The 22396-nt window shown below is 69.3% G+C and carries 23 protein-coding genes; 15 read left to right on the top strand and 8 right to left on the bottom strand.

What is annotated here, in order from left to right; genetic code table 11:
- Nucleotides 1–7: 7 nt before the first annotated feature.
- The 3 genes from AC07YS_RS28045 to AC07YS_RS28035 are packed head-to-tail and all read left to right on the top strand — an operon-like array spanning nucleotide 8 to nucleotide 1473.
- Entirely contained in the window at nucleotides 8–697 is a 690-nt protein-coding gene (locus AC07YS_RS28045; RefSeq protein WP_495270015.1) for an ABC-type transport auxiliary lipoprotein family protein, read from the top strand.
- Nucleotides 698–737: 40 nt separating this feature from the next.
- Entirely contained in the window at nucleotides 738–959 is a 222-nt protein-coding gene (locus AC07YS_RS28040; protein WP_062472741.1) for a hypothetical protein, read from the top strand.
- 19 nt (nucleotides 960–978) lie between these two features.
- A complete protein-coding gene (locus AC07YS_RS28035) occupies nucleotides 979–1473 on the top strand; it encodes a GFA family protein (RefSeq protein ID WP_495270014.1) in 495 nt (164 codons plus the stop codon).
- A 4-nt stretch (nucleotides 1474–1477) separates the two neighbouring features.
- Here AC07YS_RS28035 and AC07YS_RS28030 read toward each other — a convergent pair whose 3' ends face one another.
- Together AC07YS_RS28030 and AC07YS_RS28025 are read right to left on the bottom strand one after the other, a co-directional pair.
- Nucleotides 1478–2254, bottom strand: a complete 777-nt coding sequence (locus AC07YS_RS28030) for an SIR2 family NAD-dependent protein deacylase (RefSeq protein ID WP_495270013.1) — start codon at nucleotides 2252–2254, stop codon at nucleotides 1478–1480.
- Nucleotides 2251–3126, bottom strand: coding sequence for an IclR family transcriptional regulator (locus AC07YS_RS28025; RefSeq protein WP_390349601.1), 876 nt, complete (start codon nucleotides 3124–3126; stop codon nucleotides 2251–2253). Before AC07YS_RS28025 ends, AC07YS_RS28030 begins: the two co-directional genes overlap by 4 nt.
- A 149-nt stretch (nucleotides 3127–3275) precedes the next feature.
- Here AC07YS_RS28025 and AC07YS_RS28020 point away from each other — a divergent pair, with 149 nt between their 5' ends.
- The 6 genes from AC07YS_RS28020 to fahA all read left to right on the top strand — a co-directional run bounded on the left by AC07YS_RS28020 (nucleotide 3276) and on the right by fahA (nucleotide 9752).
- Nucleotides 3276–4235, top strand: coding sequence for an MBL fold metallo-hydrolase (locus AC07YS_RS28020; protein ID WP_062472733.1), 960 nt, complete (start codon nucleotides 3276–3278; stop codon nucleotides 4233–4235).
- 64 nt (nucleotides 4236–4299) lie between these two features.
- Entirely contained in the window at nucleotides 4300–5937 is a 1638-nt protein-coding gene (locus AC07YS_RS28015; RefSeq protein ID WP_495270012.1) for an FAD-dependent oxidoreductase, read from the top strand.
- Between the two features lie 5 nt (nucleotides 5938–5942).
- Nucleotides 5943–6137: a DUF2783 domain-containing protein gene (locus AC07YS_RS28010; RefSeq protein WP_070063480.1), complete on the top strand. Its 195-nt coding sequence runs from the start codon at nucleotides 5943–5945 to the stop codon at nucleotides 6135–6137.
- Between the two features lie 45 nt (nucleotides 6138–6182).
- Nucleotides 6183–7493 (top strand): homogentisate 1,2-dioxygenase, encoded by a 1311-nt coding sequence (gene hmgA, locus AC07YS_RS28005; protein ID WP_095949781.1) that lies wholly within the window; start codon nucleotides 6183–6185, stop codon nucleotides 7491–7493.
- Complete coding sequence (locus AC07YS_RS28000; RefSeq protein ID WP_139703992.1) at nucleotides 7490–8464, top strand: Bug family tripartite tricarboxylate transporter substrate binding protein; 975 nt, start codon at nucleotides 7490–7492, stop codon at nucleotides 8462–8464. The genes hmgA and AC07YS_RS28000 overlap by 4 nt, the downstream gene beginning before the upstream one ends.
- 22 nt (nucleotides 8465–8486) lie before the next feature.
- The gene (fahA, locus tag AC07YS_RS27995; protein WP_495273778.1) at nucleotides 8487–9752 is read left to right on the top strand and encodes a fumarylacetoacetase; all 1266 of its coding nucleotides are present in this window, start codon (nucleotides 8487–8489) and stop codon (nucleotides 9750–9752) included.
- A gap of 39 nt (nucleotides 9753–9791) precedes the next feature.
- Here fahA and mrdA read toward each other — a convergent pair whose 3' ends face one another.
- The 4 genes from mrdA to AC07YS_RS27975 all read right to left on the bottom strand — a co-directional run bounded on the left by mrdA (nucleotide 9792) and on the right by AC07YS_RS27975 (nucleotide 14458).
- Nucleotides 9792–11789: a penicillin-binding protein 2 gene (gene mrdA / locus AC07YS_RS27990; protein ID WP_062472723.1), complete on the bottom strand. Its 1998-nt coding sequence runs from the start codon at nucleotides 11787–11789 to the stop codon at nucleotides 9792–9794.
- A 58-nt stretch (nucleotides 11790–11847) separates the two neighbouring features.
- Nucleotides 11848–12369 (bottom strand): rod shape-determining protein MreD, encoded by a 522-nt coding sequence (gene mreD, locus AC07YS_RS27985; RefSeq protein WP_062472721.1) that lies wholly within the window; start codon nucleotides 12367–12369, stop codon nucleotides 11848–11850.
- Nucleotides 12366–13328 carry a rod shape-determining protein MreC gene (mreC, locus tag AC07YS_RS27980; protein ID WP_095743224.1) on the bottom strand — a complete coding sequence of 321 codons (963 nt, stop codon included), beginning with the start codon at nucleotides 13326–13328 and terminating at the stop codon, nucleotides 12366–12368. The genes mreD and mreC overlap by 4 nt, the downstream gene beginning before the upstream one ends.
- An 86-nt stretch (nucleotides 13329–13414) precedes the next feature.
- On the bottom strand, nucleotides 13415–14458 hold the full coding sequence (locus tag AC07YS_RS27975) for a rod shape-determining protein (protein WP_056583929.1): 1044 nt from the start codon (nucleotides 14456–14458) through the stop codon (nucleotides 13415–13417).
- A gap of 216 nt (nucleotides 14459–14674) precedes the next feature.
- On the opposite strand from AC07YS_RS27975, the gene gatC reads away from it, so the two are divergent.
- From gatC to gatB, 3 genes are read left to right on the top strand one after another with little or no spacing between them, the layout of a single operon-like run.
- On the top strand, nucleotides 14675–14974 hold the full coding sequence (gene gatC / locus AC07YS_RS27970; protein ID WP_056583926.1) for an Asp-tRNA(Asn)/Glu-tRNA(Gln) amidotransferase subunit GatC: 300 nt from the start codon (nucleotides 14675–14677) through the stop codon (nucleotides 14972–14974).
- A complete protein-coding gene (gatA, locus tag AC07YS_RS27965; RefSeq protein ID WP_495270215.1) occupies nucleotides 14974–16464 on the top strand; it encodes an Asp-tRNA(Asn)/Glu-tRNA(Gln) amidotransferase subunit GatA in 1491 nt (496 codons plus the stop codon). The genes gatC and gatA overlap by 1 nt, the downstream gene beginning before the upstream one ends.
- Nucleotide 16465: 1 nt before the next feature.
- A complete protein-coding gene (gene gatB, locus AC07YS_RS27960) occupies nucleotides 16466–17962 on the top strand; it encodes an Asp-tRNA(Asn)/Glu-tRNA(Gln) amidotransferase subunit GatB (RefSeq protein ID WP_495270214.1) in 1497 nt (498 codons plus the stop codon).
- A 46-nt stretch (nucleotides 17963–18008) separates the two neighbouring features.
- Here gatB and AC07YS_RS27955 read toward each other — a convergent pair whose 3' ends face one another.
- Entirely contained in the window at nucleotides 18009–18701 is a 693-nt protein-coding gene (locus AC07YS_RS27955) for a DUF4124 domain-containing protein (RefSeq protein ID WP_495270213.1), read from the bottom strand.
- A 12-nt stretch (nucleotides 18702–18713) separates the two neighbouring features.
- The gene (gene pyrE / locus AC07YS_RS27950; protein ID WP_056583914.1) at nucleotides 18714–19394 is read right to left on the bottom strand and encodes an orotate phosphoribosyltransferase; all 681 of its coding nucleotides are present in this window, start codon (nucleotides 19392–19394) and stop codon (nucleotides 18714–18716) included.
- A gap of 12 nt (nucleotides 19395–19406) precedes the next feature.
- Between pyrE and AC07YS_RS27945 the strand changes: the two genes are divergently transcribed.
- The 3 genes from AC07YS_RS27945 to AC07YS_RS27935 are packed head-to-tail and all read left to right on the top strand — an operon-like array spanning nucleotide 19407 to nucleotide 22372.
- Entirely contained in the window at nucleotides 19407–20210 is an 804-nt protein-coding gene (locus tag AC07YS_RS27945; RefSeq protein ID WP_062472711.1) for an exodeoxyribonuclease III, read from the top strand.
- Between the two features lie 15 nt (nucleotides 20211–20225).
- Nucleotides 20226–21566, top strand: coding sequence for a hypothetical protein (locus AC07YS_RS27940; protein ID WP_495270212.1), 1341 nt, complete (start codon nucleotides 20226–20228; stop codon nucleotides 21564–21566).
- Nucleotides 21563–22372 carry a DUF1266 domain-containing protein gene (locus AC07YS_RS27935; RefSeq protein WP_495270211.1) on the top strand — a complete coding sequence of 270 codons (810 nt, stop codon included), beginning with the start codon at nucleotides 21563–21565 and terminating at the stop codon, nucleotides 22370–22372. Before AC07YS_RS27940 ends, AC07YS_RS27935 begins: the two co-directional genes overlap by 4 nt.
- The last annotated feature ends 24 nt before the right edge of the window (nucleotides 22373–22396 follow it).

The following is a 22396-nucleotide window of genomic DNA, read 5'->3' as shown; positions in this document are numbered from 1 at the left end:
CATGCGCATGAAGAACACCCTCCTCGCCCTCGCCAGCCTCGGCTGCGTGCTGCTGGTCGCCGGCTGCGGCATGCTGCCCGACAAGCCGGCGCGCGCCACGCTGTACGACTTCGGGCCCGGCCTTTCGGCCACGGCACCTGCCACCGCTGCCGCGCCGGCCACCGCGCTGCCGGCGCTGTCCCTCGCGGAGTTCGACAGCAACACGCGCCTGGACGGCACGCAGATCCTGTACCGCCTAGGCTATGCCGACGCCAACGAACTGCGCCCCTACGGCCAGTCGCGCTGGAGCCTGCCGCCCGCGCAACTGCTGCGCCAGCGGCTGCGCGACACGCTGGCCGAGCGCCGCACCGTGCTCGGCCCCGAAGAAAGCGCGACGCTCGCGCGCACCGAGGGCATCGTGCCCGACACGCTGCGCATCTCGCTCGACGAGTTCAGCCACTACTTCGACGCACCCGCCAGCAGCACGGGCCTGGTGCGCCTGCGCGCCACGCTGGTCCGCACCGCCACCGGCGGCGACCGCGTGATGGGCCAGCGGACCTTCACCGTGCGCCGCCCCGCCGCCAGCGCCGACGCGCCCGGCGGCGTGAAGGCGCTCATCGCGGCGAGCGACGCGGCCATGGCCGAGGTCGTGCAGTGGGTCGACCAGTTGCAGCAGCAGGAGCCGCCGCAGCCGCGTGTGGCGGCGCCACGGCGCTGAACGGCTTTTCATTCCAACCAACCCTGAGGAGACCCGTCCCATGAACGCAACGCGCATCGTCGGCATCCTGCTGGTCGTGGCCGGCATCGCCGGGCTCGGCCTGGGCGGCTTCAGCTTCACCAAGGAAACCCACCAGGCCAAGCTGGGCCCGCTGGAGTTCTCGGTGAAGGAAAAACAGACCGTCAACATCCCGGCCTGGGCCGGCGTGGCAGCGATCGTGGTGGGCGGCGCGCTGGTGCTGCTGGGTGGCAAGAAGGGCTGAGCGCCCGCCAATCACTGCCATGGCCGACGCCTTCGTGCCGCTGGAAGGCGGCTGCACCTGCCGGCAGGTGCGCTACCGCCTGAACGCCCCGCCGCTGTTCGTGCACTGCTGCCACTGCCGCTGGTGCCAGCGCGAGACGGGCTCGTCCTTCGCGCTCAACGCGCTCATCGAACCGGAACACGTGCAGGTGCTGCAGGGCGCGGTCGATCTGGTGCTCACGCCCTCGGCCAGCGGACGCGGCCAGAAATACGCGCGCTGCCCGGCCTGCCACGTCGCGCTGTGGAGCCACTACGCAGGCGCCGGCGACGCCGTGAGCTTCATCCGCGTGGGCACGCTCGACACGCCCGACCGGTTGCCGCCGGACCTGCACATCTTCACGATGTCCAAGCAGCCGTGGGTGGTGCTGCCGGCCGGCGCGCCGGCAGTGCACGAGTACTACGACCACAAGGACTACTGGCCCGCCGAGAGCCTCGCGCGCTGGCGCGTGCTGCGCGAGAAGATGCGGGCCGGCTAGCGCTTCAGTCGCCGGCCATGCCGGCAACCAACTTCGGCAGCAGGTCTTCCGACGCCCCCCGCAACACCACCGCTGCCGCATCGTCCAGGTGCGGCAGCGGCTCGATGTTCAGCGTGACCAGCCGCGCACCCCGCGCCATCGCCAGCTTGGGCAGCTCGGCCGCCGGGTAGACGATGGTGGTGCTGCCGACCACCAGGAACAGGTCGGACTCCTGCGCGGCCACCTGCGCGTCGAGCAGCACGCCGGCGTTCAGCATCTCGCCGAACATGACCACGTCGGGCCGCGCGTGCGAGCCGCAGCGCAGGCAGCGGTGGAACGGCCACGGGCCGCTGCGGTTGCCGCAGTGATCGCAGCGCCAGCGGCGCAGCGATCCGTGCAGCTCCAGCACGTCCTGGCCGCCGGCCTTGCCGAGCAGGCCATCGACGTTCTGCGTGATGAGCCGGGTCGCGGGGCGCAGCCGCTGCAGCTGCGCGAGCGCGAGGTGGCCGGGGTTGGGCGACGCGGTCTCGATCTGCGACAGGCGCTGGGCCCAGAACTTCGTGAAGCCGCCCGGGTCGCGCGCGAGGTCGTCGGCATGCGAGAACTTGAGCGCGTTCTGGCTCATCCAGAGACCGTCGGCGTCGCGGTAGGTCGGGATGCCCGAGGCCTTGGACAGCCCCGCGCCCGAGAAGACCACGATGCGGCGCGCACCGCGCAGCAGCGCCACGGTGCGGTCGATGCGCAGCGCGAGGTCGTCGGAGGAAGAAGAGAAAGAAGACAAGGCGGAAGAAAACAGGGTCATCGATCGGAAACGGAGGGAACCACGGCGCCGACCCCGCCCTGGTTTTTGCTCGCGCCCAGGCGCTGCGACACCGTGCCCGCGCAGGCCTTGAGCGCGCGCGCGATCTCGCCGTCCCAGGCGGTGTGGAAGATGCCGGCCGGGCCGATGGCAGTCACGGCCAGCACGATGGCGCCGGTGTGGTCGAACACGGGCGCGGCCATGGCGCTCACGCCCTCGATCACCTCGCCGTCGGAGCGGCTGATGCCGTGGTCGCGCACTTCCTGGCACTGGCGCTCGAAGTCGCTCCACGAGGGCAGCGGCTGCACCGGCGGCATGCCGGCCGGCGGCGCGGGCTCGGCGGCGCCCTTGCGCTGCTTCTGGCGCTGGCGCTCGTCCTCGAGCTGCGCGCGCACCACCGCCGGGTCGAGGTAGGCGGCAAAGACGCGGCCCGAGGCCGTGTTGGTGAGCGAGAACACCGTGCCGTGGCGCATGTTCACGTGCACCGGCGAGGGCGACTCGGCCGTGCGCACGATGGTCGCGCCGCGCGCGCCCCACACGGCCAGCGCCACGGTGTGGCCGATCTGCTGCGCGAGCTGGCCGATCAGCGGCGTGGCGATGTGCACCGGGTCGGCCTGCTGCAGGCTGATCAGCCCCAGTTGCAAGGCCAGCGGGCCGAGCAGATAGTGGCCGCTGGCGCGGTCCTGCTCGATGAGGCCCAGCCGGCCGAAGCTCACCATGTACGGGTGGGCCTTGGCGGCCGTCATGTCCGCTTCGCGGGCAAGGTCTTTGAGCGCCATCGGGCGGCCGTGGTGCACCAGCGCGCGCAGCAGCTGCCCGCCGACTTCGATGCTCTGGATGCCGCGCTGGGCGCGGTCGGTGTCAGTCGCTGCCATGGCCGCCTTGCCGTCTGGTTGTTCGTTCATGAAGAAGGCATTAGACATGAACTGATCTCGGGCTTACACTCCGCGCATTCGTTATCTGCAAACTCGTTCGCCTTAAACGAATCAGGCGAATCCCAAAACCACCCCACCGGAGACACACGATGAGCCAAGCCAAGAAATTCGCCAGCCAGGCCGACCTGGAAGAAAAGAAGATCACCTTCAGCCAGATCTCGGAGCACGCCTGGGCCTACACGGCCGAGGGCGACCCCAACACCGGCATCATCATCGGCGACGACTGCGTGCTGGTGGCCGACACCCAGGCCACGCCCGCCATGGCCGCCGACGTGGTGCGCCGCATCCGCGAAGTGACCGACAAGCCCATCAAGTACGTGGTGCTCACCCATTACCACGCGGTGCGCGTGCTGGGCGCGGCGGGCTACGGCGCCGAACACATCCTGGCCAGCCAGGACACGCGCGACCTGATCGTGGAGCGCGGCGAGGAAGACAAGGCCAGCGAAATCGGCCGCTTCCCACGCCTGTTCCAGAACGTCGAGACGGTGCCCCCGGGCCTGACCTGGCCCACCATGACCTTCACCGGCAAGATGACGCTGTGGCTGGGCAAGCTCGAAGTGCAGCTGCTGCAGCTGGGCCGCGGCCACACCAAGGGCGACACGGTCGTCTGGCTGCCGCAGGAGCGCGCGCTGCTGTCGGGCGACCTGGTCGAGTTCGGCGCCACGCCGTACGCCGGCGACGCCTACTTCCAGGACTGGCCGCAGACGCTGGACAACATCGCCGCCCTGAAGCCCCTGGCCCTGGTGCCGGGCCGCGGCGCCGCGCTGACCACGCCCGAAGCCGTGGCCGAGGGCCTGAACGGCACGCGGGCCTTCATCTCCGACGTGTACGCCAGCGTGCAGGAAGGCGTGAAGGCCGGCCGCGACCTGAACGCGGTCTACAAGGAAACCTACGCGAAGCTGCAGCCCAAGTACCAGCAGTGGGTGATCTTCGACCACTGCATGCCCTTCGACGTGAGCCGCGCCTACGACGAGGCCTCGGGCCACGCCGACCCGCGCGTGTGGACGGCCCAGCGCGACATCGACATGTGGAAGGCCCTGGAAGGCTGATCGCGCCGCGACCTTCCCCCGCGCGGGGAAGGCGACGGAAACGACAAGGACACGGAGACATCACGTGATCGACTATCAAAGCCTGCGCTTCGACTACACCCGCCACGCCGACCAGGACGCCGCCGCGCCCGCCCGCCACCCCGTGGTGGTCGTGGGCGCCGGCCCGGTGGGCCTCACGCTCGCCATCGACCTCGCCCTGCGGCAGGTGCCCGTGGTGCTGCTCGACAACGACAACAGCCTGTCCAGCGGATCGCGCGCGATCTGCTTCGCCAAGCGCACGCTCGAGGTGTTCGACCGCCTCGGCTGCGGCGACCGCATGGTGGACAAGGGCGTGTCGTGGAACGTCGGCAAGGTGTTCTTCCATGACGAGCAGGTCTACCGCTTCGACCTGCTGCCCGAGCCCGGCCACGAGCGCCCGGCCTTCATCAACCTGCAGCAGTACTACGTCGAGGGCTACCTCGTCGAGCGCGCCGCGGCCTTGCCGCTGATCGACCTGCGCTGGAACAACAAGGTCACCGGCATCGCGCAAGGCGAGGATGGCGCAGTGCTCACGGTCGAAACGCCCGAGGGCGAGTACCGCCTGCAGGCCGGCTACGTGGCCGCCTGCGACGGCTCGCGCTCCAACCTGCGCCAGATGCTGGGGCAGGAAGCCAAGGGCCGCGTGTTCCGCGACCGCTTCCTGATCGCCGACATCACGATGGACGCGCAGCTGCCCACCGAGCGCCGCTTCTGGTTCGATCCCTCGTTCCACCCCGGCCAGAGCGTGCTGCTGCACAAGCAGGCCGACGGCATGTGGCGCGTCGACTTCCAGCTCGGCTGGGACGCCGACCCGGTGGAAGAGCGCAAGCCCGAGCGCATCACGCCGCGCGTGCGCGCGCTGCTGGACAGCATCGGCTTCGAAGGCGTGCAGTTCCAGATCGGCTGGGCCAGCGTCTACACCTTCGCCTGCCAGCGCATGGAGCGCTTCCGCCACGGCCGCGTGCTGTTCGCGGGCGACTCGGCGCACGGCGTGTCGCCCTTCGGTGCGCGCGGCGCCAACTCGGGCGTGCAGGACGCCGACAACCTCGCCTGGAAGCTCGCGGCCGTGCTGGCCGGCGACGCGCCCGACGCGCTGCTCGACAGCTACGCGAGCGAACGCGAATACGCCGCCGACGAGAACATCCGCAACTCCACGCGCGCCACCGACTTCATCACGCCCAAGAGCGAGGTGAGCCGCCTCTTCCGCGACGCGGTGCTCGAGCTGACCAAGCGCCACGCCTTCGCGCGCTCGCTGGTCAACAGCGGGCGGCTGTCGGTGGCCACGGTGCTGCGCGACTCGCCGCTCAACACGCCCGACGCCGACACCTTCGCCGGCGCGATGGTGCCCGGCGCGGCAGCAGCCGATGCGCCCGTGCGGCGCGCCGACGGCAGCACCGGCTGGCTGCTGCGCGAATGCCATGTGGCGCGCTTCACCGCGCTGGTGTTCGGCACCGGCGACGCCGCCGAGCGCAGCCTGCAGGCGCTGAAAAGCAGCGACCTCGCGCTGCACGTCGTGCGCGTGGAAGGCACCGGCCCCGACGCCGAACTCGCCACGCAGCGCTACGACGCGCAGCCCGGCACCGTCTACCTGCTGCGGCCCGACCAGCACGTGTGCGCGCGCTGGCGCCACCCCACGGCGGCGAAGCTTCGCGCGGCCCTCGACCACGCACTGGCAAAGGCATGACCCCGATGCAACAGCAACTGATCACCACGCCGAACCTCGAAGCGCCCGACGATTTCTACGAGGCGCTCATCGAGGCCCACCAGGGGCTTTCCACCGAGGAAAGCCACGCCTTCAACGCACGACTCGTGCTCGTGCTGGCCAACCATGTCGGCTCGCTGGCCGTGCTGCGCGAAGCCTTCGACGCGGCGCGCGCCGGCTGAGCCCCGCACACTCCCACCTCATCGCGATTTTCGAAAGAGAAGCCCATGACCCAAGCAACACCCGCCTCCGAACGGCGCTACCAGAGCGGCTTCGGCAACGAGTACGCCTCCGAGGCCGTACCCGGTGCGCTGCCGCAAGGCCGCAACAACCCGCAGCGCGGCCCCTTCGACCTGTACACCGAGCTGCTCTCGGGCACCGCCTTCACGGCGCCGCGCCATGAGAACCGCCGCACCTGGCTGTACCGCCGCCAGCCCTCGGTGGTGTCGGGCCGCTACCAGCCCTACGCACAGGCGCACTGGACCACCGGCGCCGACCGCGAGATCGCGCTGCCGCCCGAACCGATGCGCTGGGGCCCGCTGCCGCTGGACGGCGCGGCCGACGTCGACTTCATCGACGGCATGCACACGCTGGCCGCCAACGGCGACGCCGAGTCGCAGGTCGGCATCGGCTCGCTGATGTACCTCGCGGGCCGTTCGATGGAACAGCGCGCCTTCGTCAACGCCGACGGCGAGATGCTGGTGATGCCCCAACAAGGCCGCCTCGTCATCACCACCGAACTCGGCGTGCTCGACGTCAAGCCCGGCGAAATCGTGGTGCTGCCGCGCGGCATGGCCTTCAAGGTCGCATTGCCCGACGGACTTTCGCGCGGCTACGTGTGCGAGAACTACGGCGCGCACTTCCGCCTGCCCGAACTCGGCCCGATCGGCTCGAACGGCCTGGCCAACGCCCGCGATTTCCAAGCGCCCGTGGCGGCCTTCGAGGCAGACGGCGGCGCCTACGAGCTGGTGAAGAAATTCGGCGGCCGCTTCTGGACCGCACCGACGAAACAGTCGCCCTTCAACGTGGTCGCCTGGCACGGCAACCTCGCGCCGGTGAAGTACGACACGGCCAACTTCATGGTCATCGGCTCGATCAGCTTCGACCATCCCGATCCGTCGATCTTCACCGTGCTGACCTCGCCCAGCGACACGCCCGGCACGGCCAACTGCGACTTCGTGATCTTCCCGCCGCGCTGGATGGTGATGGAAAACACCTTCCGTCCGCCATGGTTCCACCGCAACCTCATGAGCGAATTCATGGGCCTGGTGCTGGGCGAGTACGACGCCAAGCCGGGCGGCTTCAAGCCCGGCGGTGCGAGCCTGCACAACTGCATGGTGCCGCACGGACCGGACGAGGAAGCCTTCGACAAGGCGACGCACGCCGACCTCAAGCCGCACAAGCTGGACAACACGCTGGCCTTCATGTTCGAGAGCCGCTACCGTTTCATTCCGACGAACTTCGCGCTGCAAAGCCCGGCGCTCGACACCGACTACACCGACTGCTGGGCCGGTCTGAAAGACCAATTCAAGGCATGACGCACGCTCTCACCCTCACCCGCCGCGCCGCGGCCCTCGCGCTGCTGGCCGCGCCCTTGTTCGCGCACGCGGCCGACTTTCCGTCCAAGCCCATCAAGTTCATCGTGCCCTACACGGCCGGCGGCACCACCGACCTGGTGGCGCGCACCGTGGGCCAGAAGGTGTCGGAGAAGCTGGGCCAGCCGGTGCTCATCGACAACCGCGGCGGCGCGGGCGGCAACATCGGCATGGACGCCGTGGCCAAGGCCGCGCCCGACGGCTACACGATCGGCTTCGGCGCCATCTCGACCAACGCGCTGAACCCGCACATCTACAAGTCGATGGCCTTCGACCCGCGCAAGGACTTCACGGCCATCAGCCTGCTGGGCATGTCGACCATCGTGCTCGAAGTGCCCGCAAGTTCGGCCATCAAGACCGTGCCCGAGCTCATCGCCGCCGCGAAGAAGAACCCCGGCCTGCCCTACGCCACCGCAGGCGCCGGCACCTCGATGAACCTGGCCGGCGTGATGTTCGCGCAGATGACCGGCACCGAGCTGACGCACGTGGCCTACAAGGGCAGCGGCCCGGCCATCACCGACATGCTGGGCAACACCATCGGCGTGATGTTCGACAACCTGCCGGCGTCGCTGCCGCACATCCAGGCCGGCAAGCTGCGCGCACTGGCGGTGGCGGGCTCCACGCGCTCGCCCTCGCTGCCCGACGTGCCAACGATGGCCGAAGCGGGCCTCAAGGGCTATGCGCTGGAGCCGTGGTTCGGCGTGTACGGCCCGGCGAAGCTGCCGGCGCCGATCGTGAAGGCGCTGAACGAAGCGTTCGTCGAAGCGCTCGCGATGCCCGACGTGAAGGCCAAGCTGCAGCAGGCCGGCTTCTCGCCGCGCGGCTCGAGCGCGCAGGAGCTCACCACGCTCACCGACACCGAATACAAGCGCCTGGGCGACGTCGCCAAAAAAGCGGGCATGACCGCAGACTGATCCGATTCAACGAAAGACCTCCATGACCGCACTCAACGCCACCCACGACCCGAAGCTGCGCAGCTGGGTCGCCGCCGCCAACGTGGCCGGCACCGACTTCCCGATCCAGAACCTGCCCTTCGGCCGCTTCCGCGCCGCCGGCAGCAGCGAGGCCTTCCGCATCGGCGTGGCCATCGGCGACCAGATCCTCGACCTGCGCGCCACCGGACTCATCGACACCGACGACATGAACGTGCTGATGAACGCCTCGGTGAAAGACCGCCAGGCGCTGCGCGCCGCGATCTCCGCGGGCCTGGCCGAAGGCAGCGGCCAGCAGGCCGCGTGGTCGAAGGCCCTGCTGGCGCAAGCCCAGGCCGAGATGACGGTGCCCTGCCGCATCGGCGACTACACCGACTTCTACACGGGCATCCACCACGCCACCACCATCGGCAAGCTGTTCCGCCCCGACCAGCCGCTGATGCCCAACTACAAGTGGGTGCCCATCGGCTACCACGGCCGCGCCTCGTCGATCGGCGTGAGCGGCCAGGTCTTCAAGCGCCCGCAAGGCCAGACCAAGGCACCCGATGCGGCGGCGCCGAGCTTCGGCCCCTCGAAGCGGCTGGACTACGAACTGGAGCTGGGCTTCCTCGTGGGCCGCGGCAACGCGCTGGGCGAACCCATCGCCATCGGCGACGCCGAAGACCACCTGTTCGGCGTGACCCTGCTCAACGACTGGTCGGCGCGCGACCTGCAGGCCTGGGAATACCAGCCGCTGGGCCCGTTCCTGGCCAAGAACTTCGCCAGCACGCTGTCGCCCTGGATCGTGACGACCGAAGCGCTGGCGCCGTTCCGTGCCAAGTTCGAGCGCCCCGCCGAAGACCCGCAGCCGCTGCCCTACCTCGACGCCCCGTCGAACCGCGCCAGCGGCGCGCTCGACATCACGCTCGAAGTGCTGCTGCAGACCGCGAAGATGCGCGCCGACGGCGTGGCGCCCGTGCGCCTCACGCTCGGCAACACCACCGAGGCCGCCTACTGGACCGCCGCGCAGCTCATCACGCACCACACGGTGAACGGCTGCAACCTGCAGCCCGGCGACCTGCTGGGCTCGGGCACGCTGTCGGGCCCGCAGCCCGACCAGGCCGGCTCGCTGATGGAACTCACGCTGGGCGGCAAGCAGCCGGTCACGCTGCCGAACGGCGAGAAGCGCACCTTCCTGGAAGACGGCGACACGCTGGTGATGCGCGGCTGGTGCGAGCGCGAAGGCGCGGTGCGCATCGGCCTGGGTGAAGTCGCCGGGACGGTGGTCTGACCCTGGCCTGAGCTGCGGTGCGCCCAGAGGGCGCGCCCGTCAGGGCGTCGGCGCCGCCGACGATGCCGCGCCCGCCGGTGCCGGCACCGCGGCCGCCGCGGGCCAGGCCACCTCGCTGGCCACGCGCGGCTTGCCCATCGGCGCGCCCGCGCGGCCGATGCGCACGGCGGCCATGTCGGCCTCGCTCGGGTACTGGTCCATGAGCCAGTAGTCGAACACGCGACGCGCCAGCGGCGCCGCGGCGCCCGCGCCCCAGCCCGCGTTCTCGACGATGACCGCGAGCGCGATCTTCGGGTTGTTGGCCGGTGCGTAGGCCATGAACAGCGCGTGGTCGCGCTGGTGTTCTTCGAGCGCGCGCGCGTTGTACTTGGTGTTCTTGGCCTGCGTCACGGCCTGCGCCGTGCCGGTCTTGCCGGCCGCCTGGTAGCCCGCGCCCGCGAACACGCCGCGCGCGGTGCCGCTGGTGACCACGCTGGTCAGGCCCTCGCGGATCACCGCCACGTTGGCCGCCGTGTAGCCCAGGTTCTCGGCCGGCGGCTGGGGCAGCGGCACGACCTGCCCGCTGACCGTGTTGCGCATCGCCAGCGCCAGGTGCGGCCGGTGCTTCATGCCGCCGTCGGCCACGATGGCCGTGGCCTGCGCCAGCTGCAGCATGGTGAAGGCGTTGTAGCCCTGGCCGATGCCCAGCGAGATGGTCTCGCCCGCGTACCACTTCTTCTGCTCGGGCCGCTTGTAGGCGTTGCGCTTCCACTCGGTGCTGGGCAGCACGCCGCGCACCTCGCCACCCAGGTCGATGCCGGTGATCTGGCCGAAGCCCATCGGCTTCATGAAGTCGTGGATCAGGTCCACGCCCATCTCGTTGGCCAGCGAGTAGTAGTAGATGTTGCTCGACACCTGGATCGAGCGGCGCATGTCGACGCCGCCCAGGTAGCCCTCGGGGCTGCCGAAGCGGTGGCCGCCGAAGTTGAAGTAGCCGGGGTCGTTCACCACCACGCTCGCGGCGCGCTTGCCGGTCTGCAGCGCCGCCAACGCCATGAAGGGCTTGTAGGTGGAGCCCGGCGGGTAGGTGCCGCGCAGCGCGCGGTTGAGCAGCGGCTTGTCGATCGATTCGGTGAGCGCCTGCCAGCTCTCGGTGTCGATGCCTTCGACGAACAGGTTCGGGTCGAAGGTGGGCTTGCTCACGAAGGCCAGCACTTCGCCGGTCTTGGGGTCGATGGCCACGAGCGCGCCGCGCCGGTCGCCGTACATGTCTTCCACCAGCTTCTGCAGCTTGATGTCCAGCGACAGCATGACGGTGTTGCCCGGCGTGGCCGGGTGGCTGGCGAGCCGGCGCACGGCGCGCCCGCCGGCCGAGGTTTCCATCTGCTCGACGCCGGTCTGGCCGTGCAGCATCTTCTCGTAGCTCTGCTCGATGCCCAGCTTGCCGATGTAGTCGGTGCCTTTGTAATTGGCCTGGTCTTCCTCGTCCCAGTCTTCCATCGCGGTCTTCTCGCGCTGGTTGATGCGGCCGATGTAGCCCAGCACGTGCGAGGCCAGCTCGCCCTGCGGGTAGTTGCGGAACAGGCGCGCCTTGATCTCCACGCCCGGGAAGCGGTAGCGCTGTGCCGCGAAGCGCGCCACCTCTTCATCGCTCAGGCGGGTGCGGATCGGAATGGAGTCGAAGCTGCGCGAGTCTTCGCGCAGGCGCTTGAAGCGGCGGCGGTCGCGCGGCGACACCTCGAGCACGCTGGTCAGGCTGTTGATGGTCTCCTCGACGTCGCCGACCTTGGAGGGCGTGATCTCCAGCGTGTAGGCCGAGTAGTTGGAGGCCAGCACGATGCCGTTGCGATCGAGGATGAGCCCCCGGTTCGGCACCACCGGCACCACGGCCGTGCGGTTGCTCTCGGCCTGCTCGGCCAGGTCGGCATGGCGCACGACCTGCAGGTAGACCAGCCGCGAGCCCAGCAGGCTGAAGGCGAACAGCACCGCCAGGCCGATGACGATCACGCGGCGCTTGAAGCGCGCCAGGTCGGCGGCAACGTTGCGGATTTCGGTCATGGCGTCAGGAAGCTTAGGCGTGCGCAGGTGCGATGGCAAATGCGACGGAAGGAAGAACTCAGAGGGGGCGGTTCTCGTCGGGTTCGGGCGTGCGGCGCTGGGGCGCCAGGAGCAGCGCGGTGGCCAGCGGCCACAGCGCCGCCTCGAGGGCCGGCGAGACCAGCACGCCCCAACCCGGGAACACGCCGCCGCCGATCATGCGCGTGATCACCTCGATGAACTGCGACAGCGCAAACAGCGGCAGCACCTGCAGCGCCTGCGAGAGCACCGGGTACCACAGCAGGCGCCGGTGGATCATGATCGCGAAGAAGCCCAGCGTGGTGTAGGACAGCGCATGCTGGCCCAGCATCGACGACTGGTGCACGTCCATGAGCAGGCCGAACATGAAGGCCGCGCCGATGCCCACGCGCGCGGGCTGGTGCACGCCCCAGAACACGATCACCAGCGCCAGCAGGTCGGGCATCCAGGCGGCGCGGCCGATGGGGATCATGTTGACCAGCAGCGCCACGAGCAGGCTGGTCCACATGAAGACGGGGCTGACGGGCAGCAGGAGCTGCTGCTGGCCGGGGCGCTTGATCATCGCGTGGCTCCCGCCGGTTTCTTCTCGTTCTTGCCGGCGCCCGGCTTGCCTTCGGGGCGCTTGCGCTGGGTGGACGCGGCCTCGACGTGCGGCGGTGCCACCGGCGCGCCGGAGGGCTCGAGCACCAGCACGTAGCGCGCCGCGGTCACGCGGGCCAGCGGCACGCAGTAGATGCGCGCGAAGGCCGAGTCGGCGCGGCGCTCGATGCGTTCGATCTTGGCCACCGGCAGGCCGGCCGGGTAGATGCCGTCGACCCCGCTGGTGGACAGCAGGTCGCCCTCCTGCAGGTCGGCGTTGGCCGCCATGAAGCGCAGCTCCATGCCGCCGCCGTGCGCCGAGGCGTCGCCGAAGGCCACGCTGCGCACACCGGTGCGGGTGTTCTGCACGGGAATGGCCAGGTCGCGGTCGATCACCAGCGTGACCTCGCTCGTGAAGGGCAGCACCTGGGTCACCTGGCCCAGCACGCCGCGCGCGTCGATCACCGGCGAGCCGGCGGCCACGCCTTGGGCGAGGCCCTGGTCGATGACGATCTTGCGCGTGTAGGGGTCGGCCGCGTCGTACAGCACCTCGGCCGGGCGGCCCGGCGTGGTGGTGGTCTGGCGCAGCTCGAGCAGCTCGCGCAGGCGGGCGTTGTCTTGCGCGAGCGTGTCGGCGCGGCTGGCGGTCTCGGCCTGCAGCATCAGGGCCTTGCGGGCCTCGTCTTCGTTGCGCTGCGCGGTCTGCAGCTCTTCGAAGTAACGGCTGCCGCCCATCACCAGCATGACCGGCTTGAGCGCCGCCATCTGCACCGGGTAGAGCACCGCGCCGATGGCCGAGCGGATCGGCTTCACGAGGTGAAAGCGGGCGTCGGCGACCATGAGGAAGAGCGAGAGCGCGCCGAAGAAGATCAGCTTGCTGAGTGCCGATTGCCCCTGGTTGAACAGGGGTGGCGCTGTGCGATCGAGCGTGCCCAGAGGCATGTAGTCAGACCCGGCGGTGGTGCGGCATCAAATAACAAAAAGCCGGCCTGCGCAAGCAGAGGCCGGCCGATGATGGCTTTCGCCTTTTACTCGCTCGTGAAGATGCTGCCCAGACGGTCCATGCGCTCCAAGGCGATGCCGCAGCCGCGCACCACGCAGGTCAGCGGGTCTTCGGCCACGAGCACCGGCAGGCCGGTTTCCTCGGCGAGCAGGCGGTCGAGGTCGCGCAGCAGCGCGCCGCCGCCGGTGAGCATCATGCCGCGCTCGGCGATGTCGGCGCCCAGTTCGGGAGGCGTCTGTTCCAGCGCGTTCTTCACGGCCGAGACGATGTTGTTCAGGGGGTCGGTCAGGGCTTCCAGCACTTCGTTGCTGCTGATGGTGAAGCTGCGCGGCACGCCTTCGGACAGGTTGCGGCCCTTGACTTCCATTTCCTTGACTTCGGAGCCCGGGAAGGCCGAGCCGATGTTCTTCTTGATGACTTCGGCCGTCGGCTCGCCGATCAGCATGCCGTAGTTGCGGCGGATGTAGTTGATGATGGCTTCGTCGAAGCGGTCGCCGCCCACGCGGACCGAGCCCTTGTAGACCATGCCGCCCAGCGAGATCACGCCCACTTCGGTGGTGCCGCCGCCGATGTCCACCACCATCGAGCCCGAGGCTTCGCTGACGGGCAGGCCGGCGCCGATGGCCGCGGCCATGGGTTCTTCGATGAGGTAGACGGCGGTGGCGCCGGCGGCTTCGGCCGCGTCCTTGATGGCGCGGCGCTCGACCTGGGTCGAGCCGCAGGGCACGCAGATGATGATGCGCGGGCTCGGCGTGAGCAGCGTGCGCGGGTGCACCATCTTGATGAACTGCTTGATCATCTGCTCGGTGATCACGAAGTCGGCAATGACGCCGTCCTTCATCGGGCGGATGGCCTCGATGTTGCCGGGCACCTTGCCCAGCATGGCCTTGGCTTCGCGGCCGACGGCCTGGATCACCTTCTTGCCATGGGGGCCGCCTTCGTGGCGGATCGCGACCACGGAGGGCTCGTCCAGCACGATGCCCTTGTTGCGGGCGAAGATCAGGGTGTTGGCGGTGCCGAGGTCGATCGCCAGGTCGGTGGAGAAGTACCGACGGAAAGCTCCAAACATGTGCGGAATCCTCTGAGCACGGCCTGCGCATCGGCAGGTCGTCGCTCTATTTTTGGGTCGTTTGACGGGGTGAATTGATCGTTTTTGGCGCAAAAGCCGGCGCGTTCGCGGGGGTTGCGGCAAAGGCGGGATAATAACCGAATCCCCTCTGAATCCCGTGTCGGCACCCTCTTCGGCGTGCGATTGCCTCCGGTTTTTTCGACCCGTCAGCCATCTATGTCTCTTTCCGCTTCCGATATTGCACGCATCGCCTCCCTGGCGCGGCTGCAGCTTGCCCCAGATGAAAGCGAGCGCATGCTCACTCAAATCAACGGCTTCTTCGATCTGGTCGAACGCATGCGCGCGGTCGACACCACCGGCGTCGAGCCGCTGGCGCACCCCGTGGCCGCGCTCGAAGACGTGACGCTGCGCCTGCGCGACGATGTCGTGAGCGAGCCGAACAACCGCGAAGCCAACCAGAAGAGCGCCCCGGCCGTCGAAGCCGGCCTGTTCCTCGTGCCCAAGGTGATCGAATAATGAGCGGCGAGCAACTGCACCAGATGGGCGTGGTCGCCCTGGCCAAGGCCCTGGCCGAGCGCAAGGTTTCGGCCGTCGAAGCCTCGCAGGCGTTTCTCGGCCGCATGAAGGCCCACGAGTCGCTCGGCACCTTCGTCGACGTCAACGAAGAAGTCACGCTGGCCCAGGCCCGCGCGGCCGACGCGCTCATCGCCAAGGGCAACGCGCCCGCGCTGGCCGGCGTTCCGATCGCGCACAAGGACATCTTCGTCACCACCGATTTCGCCACCACCGCCGGCTCGAAGATGCTCGCGGGCTACCGCTCGCCCTTCGACGCGACCGTGGTGCGCCGCCTGGCCGAAGCCGGCGCGGTCACGCTGGGCAAGCTCAGCTGCGACGAGTTCGCGATGGGCTCGGCCAACGAGAACGTCGCCGTGCCCGCCGTGGGCCACGACCAAGCCGTGCCGGTGCGCAACCCCTGGAACCTCGAACGCATTCCGGGCGGCTCGTCGGGCGCCAGCGCGGCGGCCGTGGCCGCGCGCCTCGCACCGGCCGCCACCGGCACCGACACCGGCGGCTCGATCCGCCAGCCCGCTTCGTTCTGCGGCATCACCGGCATCAAGCCGACCTACGGGCGCGCCTCGCGCTACGGCATGGTGGCCTTCGCCTCCAGCCTCGACCAGGCCGGCCCGATGGCCCGCTCGGCCGAAGACTGCGCGCTGCTGCTGTCGGCCTTCTGCGGCCCCGACCTCGACCGCGATTCGACCTCGCTCGACAAGCCCGCCGAAGACTTCGGCCGCTCGCTGAACGACTCGCTCGAAGGCCTGCGCATCGGCGTGCCCAAGGAGTTCTTCGGCGACGGCGTGGCGCCCGGCGTGCGCGCCGCCATCGACGCGGCGCTCGCGCAGTACGAGAAGCTCGGCGCCAAGCGCGTCGAGGTCTCGCTGCCGCGCACCGAGCTGTCGATTCCCGTGTACTACATCCTGGCCGCGGCCGAAGCCTCGAGCAACCTGAGCCGCTTCGACGGCGTCAAGTTCGGCCACCGCGCCAAACAGTACAAGGACCTGGCCGAGATGTACGAACGCACGCGCGCCGAAGGCTTCGGCGACGAGGTGAAGCGCCGCATCATGATCGGCACCTACGTGCTCTCGCACGGCTACTACGACGCCTACTACCTGCAAGCGCAGAAGGTGCGCCGCATGATCGCGGACGACTTCCAGCAGGCGCTGACGCAATGCGACGTGATCGCCGGCCCCGCCGCGCCGACCACCGCCTGGAAGATCGGCGAACACGGCGACGACCCCGTGGCCGACTACCTCGCCGACATCTTCACGCTGCCCGCCTCGCTCGCCGGCCTGCCCGGCATGAGCGTGCCCGCGGGCTTCGACGCAGGCATGCCCGTGGGCCTGCAGCTGATCGGCAACTACTTCGGCGAAGCGAAGCTGCTCAACGCAGCGCACCGCTTCCAGCAAGCCACCGACTGGCACACGCGCACGCCGGAGGGTTTTTAAGATGAGCGACACCACCGCAGTGAACACCTTCGAAGCACAACAACAAGGCCGCCCGACCGGCCCGCTGGTGCGCGGCTATGAAGTCATCATCGGCTTCGAGACGCACGCGCAACTGTCGACCGCGAGCAAGATCTTCAGCCGCGCCTCCACCGCCTTCGGCGCCGAGCCCAACACGCAGGCCTGCGCGGTCGACCTGGCGCTGCCGGGCACGCTGCCCGTGATGAACAAGGGCGCGGTCGAACGCGCCATCAAGCTGGGCCTGGCGCTGGGCTCGCACATCGCGCCGCGCAGCGTGTTCGCGCGCAAGAACTACTTCTACCCCGACCTGCCCAAGGGCTACCAGATCAGCCAGTTCGAGATCCCGGTGGTGCAAGGCGGCGCGGTGTCGTTCTTCCTCGGTGAAGAGAAGAAGACCGTGCGCCTGGTGCGCGCCCACCTCGAGGAGGACGCGGGCAAGTCGCTGCACGAAGACTTCATCGGCCAGAGCGGCATCGACCTGAACCGCGCCGGCACGCCGCTGCTGGAGATCGTGACCGAGCCCGACATGCGCTCCACCGCCGAGGCCGTGGCCTACGCGAAGGAACTGCACAAGATCGTCACGTGGATCGGCATCTGCGACGGCAACATGCAGGAAGGGAGCTTTCGCTGCGACGCCAACGTGTCGGTGCGCAAGCCCGGCGACAAGCTCGGCACGCGCCGCGAGATCAAGAACCTGAACAGCTTCAAGTTCATGCAGCAGGCGATCGACTACGAGATCAACTCGCAGATCGACGAGCTCGAAGAGGGCCGCGCCATCGAGCAGGCGACCGTGCTGTTCGATCCCGCCACCGGCGAGACGCGCACCATGCGCACCAAGGAAGACGCGGCCGACTACCGCTACTTCCCCGATCCGGACCTGCCGCCCCTCGTGGTGGCCGCCGAGTGGATCGAGCGCGTGCGGGCCACCATGCCCGAGCTGCCGCGTGCCACGGCCGAGCGCTATGTGCGCGACCACGGCCTGTCGGAATACGACGCCGCGCAGCTCACGCAAGGTGCGGCACTGGCCCGCTACTTCGACGACGCGGTGAACGCCGGCGCAGCGCCCAAGCTGGCCAGCAACTGGATCACCGGCGAGATGGCCCGCCGCCTGAACGCCGCCGAGATCGGCATCGAGGCCGCACCCGTGAAGGCCGCGCAGCTCGCGCAGCTGGTGACGCGCATCGCCGACGGCACGCTGCCCAACAACGCCGCGCGCCAGGTGTTCGAAGCGCTGTGGAGCGGCGAAGGCAGCGATGTCGACGCGATCATCGAAGCCAAGGACCTGAAGCCGATGAACGACGCCGGCGCACTCGACAAGATCCTCGACGAGGTGATTGCCAAGAACGCGAAGAACGTCGAGGAATACCGCGGCGGCAAGGAAAAGGCGCTCAACGGCCTCGTGGGCCAGGTCATGAAGGCCAGCGGCGGCAAGGCGAACCCGGCGCAGGTCACCGAGCTGCTGAAAGCCAAGCTGGGCTGATCGCGAACGAGCCCCGGGGCCTTGCGCCAGGCCCCGGCGGGTTCGTTCAGCGCGGGTTGCCGCCGTTCTGCGGCGACCAGAGCGTCTTCAGGCGCCCGCGCTCTTCGTCGAAGCGCGCATTCACACGCTTCTTCTCGTCTTCCTGCTCCGTGATGAAGCGGTTCTGCACGGCCACGCTCTGCGTGTTGTCCTCGATGCGGCGGCGCACGGCGCCGGGCGCCTTGCTCGTGTCCTGCTTGTAGAACTCGAGCTCTTCGTCGATCTTCTTGCGGTCGTCGGCGAGCTCGACGAGGCGCTTCTTGGCGGCCTGGATCACGGCGTCGATCTGCGACAGGGCCTCGACGCGCTCGCGGTCGTGCGTGGTGGCGTTGGGGTAGCGCACCAGCAGCGCGCGCTCGCGGCGGCGCTCGTCGATGAGCCGCGCGGCCTGGATGGCGGCTTCGCGCGCGCGGTCCTCGCGCTCCTGCTGCTCGCGCGCCGTGTAGGTCGGCTCCAGCTTGCGGCGCACCGTGCCGCTCGGGCTCAGTTCGCGCTGCTCGCGGTCGCTGCACTCGGCGATCGGCCGGTCGGCCGTGAGCGTGCGCCCGCGCGCGTCGACGCAGGTGTAGATGCCGACGCCGGGCCCGTCCGTCCTGGCGGGCTGGGCCAGCGCCGTTGCGCACGACGACAGGACCGCCAGGCCCAGCCACAGCGACGCCACGGCGGCGGCGGAAGAGGGATCGCGCGCGGGGCGTCGCATCGGCGCTGCGTCTCAGGCGCCGTAGCGCGTGCGGTAGGCCAGCACGCGCTCGCGGTGCGCGCCGAGGTCGGCGGCGGCGTTGCCCGAGAGGTAGCTCAGCAGGTCGTCCAGCGTGGCGATGGGCACCACCGCGAGGCCGAGCTGGTTGCGCACGTACTGCACGGCGCTGTGGTCCACGTCGACGCCGTTCTCGGTGGCTTTTTCCTGCCGGTCCAGGGCGATGGCCACGGCATGCGGCGTGGCGCCCGCGGCCTGGATCGCGGCGATGGATTCGCGCACCGCGGTGCCGGCCGACATCACGTCGTCGACGATCAGCACGCGGCCCTTGAGCGGCGCGCCCACCAGATTGCCGCCTTCGCCGTGCGCCTTGGCTTCCTTGCGGTTGTAGGCGAAGGGGTAGTTGCGCCCACGCCGGGCCAGCTCGGCAGCCACGGTGGCGCCCAGCGGGATGCCCTTGTAGGCGGGGCCGAAGATCATGTCGAACTCGAGGCCGCTTTCGACCAGGCGGTCTGCATAGAATCCGGCGAGCCGCGCGATCTTGGCGCCGTCGTCGAAGAGGCCCGAATTGAAGAAATACGGGCTCATGCGACCGGCCTTGGTCTTGAATTCGCCGAAGCGAAGCACGCCGGCGTCGAGCGCGAACTGGACGAAGTCCTGTGCCACCGCGCTGCTTGTCTGACCGTCTACAGCCATTGGAAATTCCTTGTGTTCAAACTGACCAGTCTCAATCTCAATGGCCTGCGCTCGGCGGCCACCAAGGGCGTCGCCGACTGGGTGGCCGAACTCGCGCCGGATTGTATTTGCATGCAGGAGATCCGCGTCCAGGCCAGCGATGTCGAGGGCCGCTTCGAGCAGATGGCGGGCCTGCAGGGCCACTTCCACTTTGCCGAGAAAAAAGGCTACGCAGGCACCGCCATCTACACGAAGCATGCGCCCAGCGCCGTGGTGGTGGGCTGGGGTGATCCCGAATTCGACGCCGAAGGCCGCTACCTCGAACTGCGCTTCGACACGCCGAAGCGCAAGTTCTCGGTCATCAGCTGCTACTTCCCGAGCGGCAGCTCGGGCGAGGAGCGCCAGGCCGCCAAGTTCCGCTTCCTGAAGGGCTTCTTCCCGCACCTCTTGGCGCTGAAGAAGGAGCGCGAGTTCATCCTGTGCGGCGACATCAACATCGCCCACCAGGAAATCGACCTGAAGAACTGGCGCGGCAACCAGAAGAACAGCGGCTTCCTGCCCGAGGAACGCGCCTGGATGACGCGCCTGCTCGACGCCGGCACCGAAGGCGCCGGCCTGGTGGACGTGTACCGCCGCCTCAAGCCCGACACCACGGGCGACGCCTACACCTGGTGGAGCAACCGCGGCCAGGCCTACGCGAACAACGTGGGATGGCGGCTGGACTACCACCTCGCGACCCCGGCCATGGGCGCACTGGCGCGCACCGAGGCGATCTACAAGACGGTCAAGTTCAGCGACCACGCGCCGATCACGGTGGAGTACGACTTCACGCTGTAAGTCGCCCGCCCGTCGATGCCCATCCCGACTCCGTATCCTTCCACGAGCCCCTCCGCGCCACCTGCCGCGACGGCGGTTTATCTGCCGCGCGACGTGGTGAACGCGCCCGAGGTCAAGGCCGCGATCGCGCGCCGCAGCGCCGAGCGCGGCGACGACGCCGACATGGCGGCCTGGCTGCTGAACCACTTCTTCCGCTGGGCCATCGGCAGCTTCGCCAACGTGCTGCCGGTGCAGTCGCCCGCCGACTACCTGGCCGCGGCCGGGCCCGACAAGCCGCTGCCCGAGTGGCTGGCGAAGCAATTGCAGCCGCGCGCACCGGCCGTACAGGACAAGGACGACAAGGAAAAGTCCAAGGCCGGCAAGGCCGAGTCGCCAGCCGCCGAAGCCAGTTCGAAGACTTTCTACTACCTCGACCCCGATCACCTGCTGCTGGTCGACCGCGAACGCATGCTGGTGGAGTTTTTGCGTTCGCGGCGCGGCACGCGGCTCGAACAGAAGCTGCAGCGCATCACCTGCTTCATGGCCATGGCCCTGTGGGAGCAGGAGCACCAGCGCATGCAGGCCAAGCGCAACAAGGGCTGGGTGCCCAGCAGCGGCCTGGCGCTGAAGGAAGTGCTGCGCACGCCCAACGGCGTGATCTTCGAGTTCATCGGCAGCCATGCGGCCTTGCGCGAGGAAATGGCCTACGAGTCGTTCCACATGCAGCACTGCCTGGGTCAGTTCGCCAACATCAAGAAGCTCAATGGCGGCTACGGCGAGCAGTACGCCAGCGCGGCGCAGAGCGGCCGGCTGCGCCTGTTCACGCTGCGCAGCGCGGGCAACCTGCCGCACGTGACCATCAGCCTCGAGGTGCATCCCGACGGGCTGCGCGTCGACCAGATCAAGGGCAAGCAGAACCGCCACCCGATCCGCAAGTACGCGGACGACGTGCTGCAGTTCCTGCGCACGCTGCCGCCGCGCGGCGAGCGCCACAGCGACTGCGAGGGCATGGGCCTGGTGTTCGAGCCCGAGGCCTCGGACGCCGCGCGGGGCGAATGGAAGTTCGTGACCGATGTGCAAAGCCCCGACTTCCTGCTCAGCGTGATGAGCGGCAACTTCCACCTGATCGAGCACTTCGAGCAGCCGCCGCCGGCGTTGCAATGGCTGCTGCTGCGCATCGCGCCGCACGAGCTGGCGCGGCTGCGGCAGATGGACGTGGCGGTGGCCGCCGCCGCCCGGCTGACGCTGCCCCCGAACCGGCTGCCGCCGTCGCTGCAGGCGGCCCCCACGCCGGCGCCCGCCGCGATGCTGGAGATCGAAGGCATCTCGCTGAGCGCCGCCGTGTGCGCGCCGCCGCTGGGAGCGGCATTGCCATGACGCAGGCCATCGTCATCGTTGTGTTCCTGGGCCTGCTGTACCTGGGGGTGCGCATCGCGTGGTTCGTCGTGCGCACGGCATTCCGCATCGTCGTGCACGGCTCGGGCACGGCGATCGGCCACATGGAAAAGGCCAACGCCGACCTCGCGGTGCGCGCGGCGCAGGCCCGGGCCGACGCCGGCAAGGTGGTGCCCAACCGCCGCCGCTGGGCGCTGGCGCTCGGCGACATCCTGCTGCTGCGCAACGGCCTGCGCTGCGACAGCGACACGCTGGCGCTCGACGTGCCCGCCGAGCAGCGCCAGCGGCTGGCCAGGCAGGTGCTGCGCGAAATGAACATGGCCGCCGACCTGCCCGAGCGCGACATCGCCACGCAGATGCAGGCCGCGCTGGTCGGCTGGGTCGGCGGGCTCGGCCGCACCCACGCCAACTTCTACGAACAGCTCGCGGCCGAAGGCCAGGTGCGCGACGCGCTGGCCTTCGACTGCGCGCGCACCGCCTTCCTGGTGCGCTGCATCGCGCTGCTGGGCTGGGTGCCCGAGTCGCAGGCCTGGCTGGTGCTGTTCCTCAACGCACAGCGCGCGCAGGACAGCTTCGAGAGCTGGGAAGACTTCGGCCATGCCTATGCGCGGGCGCGGCTGCACTGGCTGCGCATCAGCAGCCAGGACGGCCCCGCCTCGTCGCGCGCCACGCTGGAGGTGCAGGAGCACCTGCAGAACAGCCAGGGCAACTGGCTCACGCTGCCCTGGAAGCGCTACCGCATCTTCGATCCCCAACCCGTCACTCTCGCCCCCGCCGCGTCGGCCTGACGCGCGAGCCCCGCCCATGACCAC

It is taken from the genome of Variovorax sp. GW458-11-26-14-LB1, from assembly GCF_059423965.1.
The sequence above is the reverse complement of the archived record's forward strand: the minus strand, read 5'-3'. Positions and strand labels throughout refer to the sequence as shown.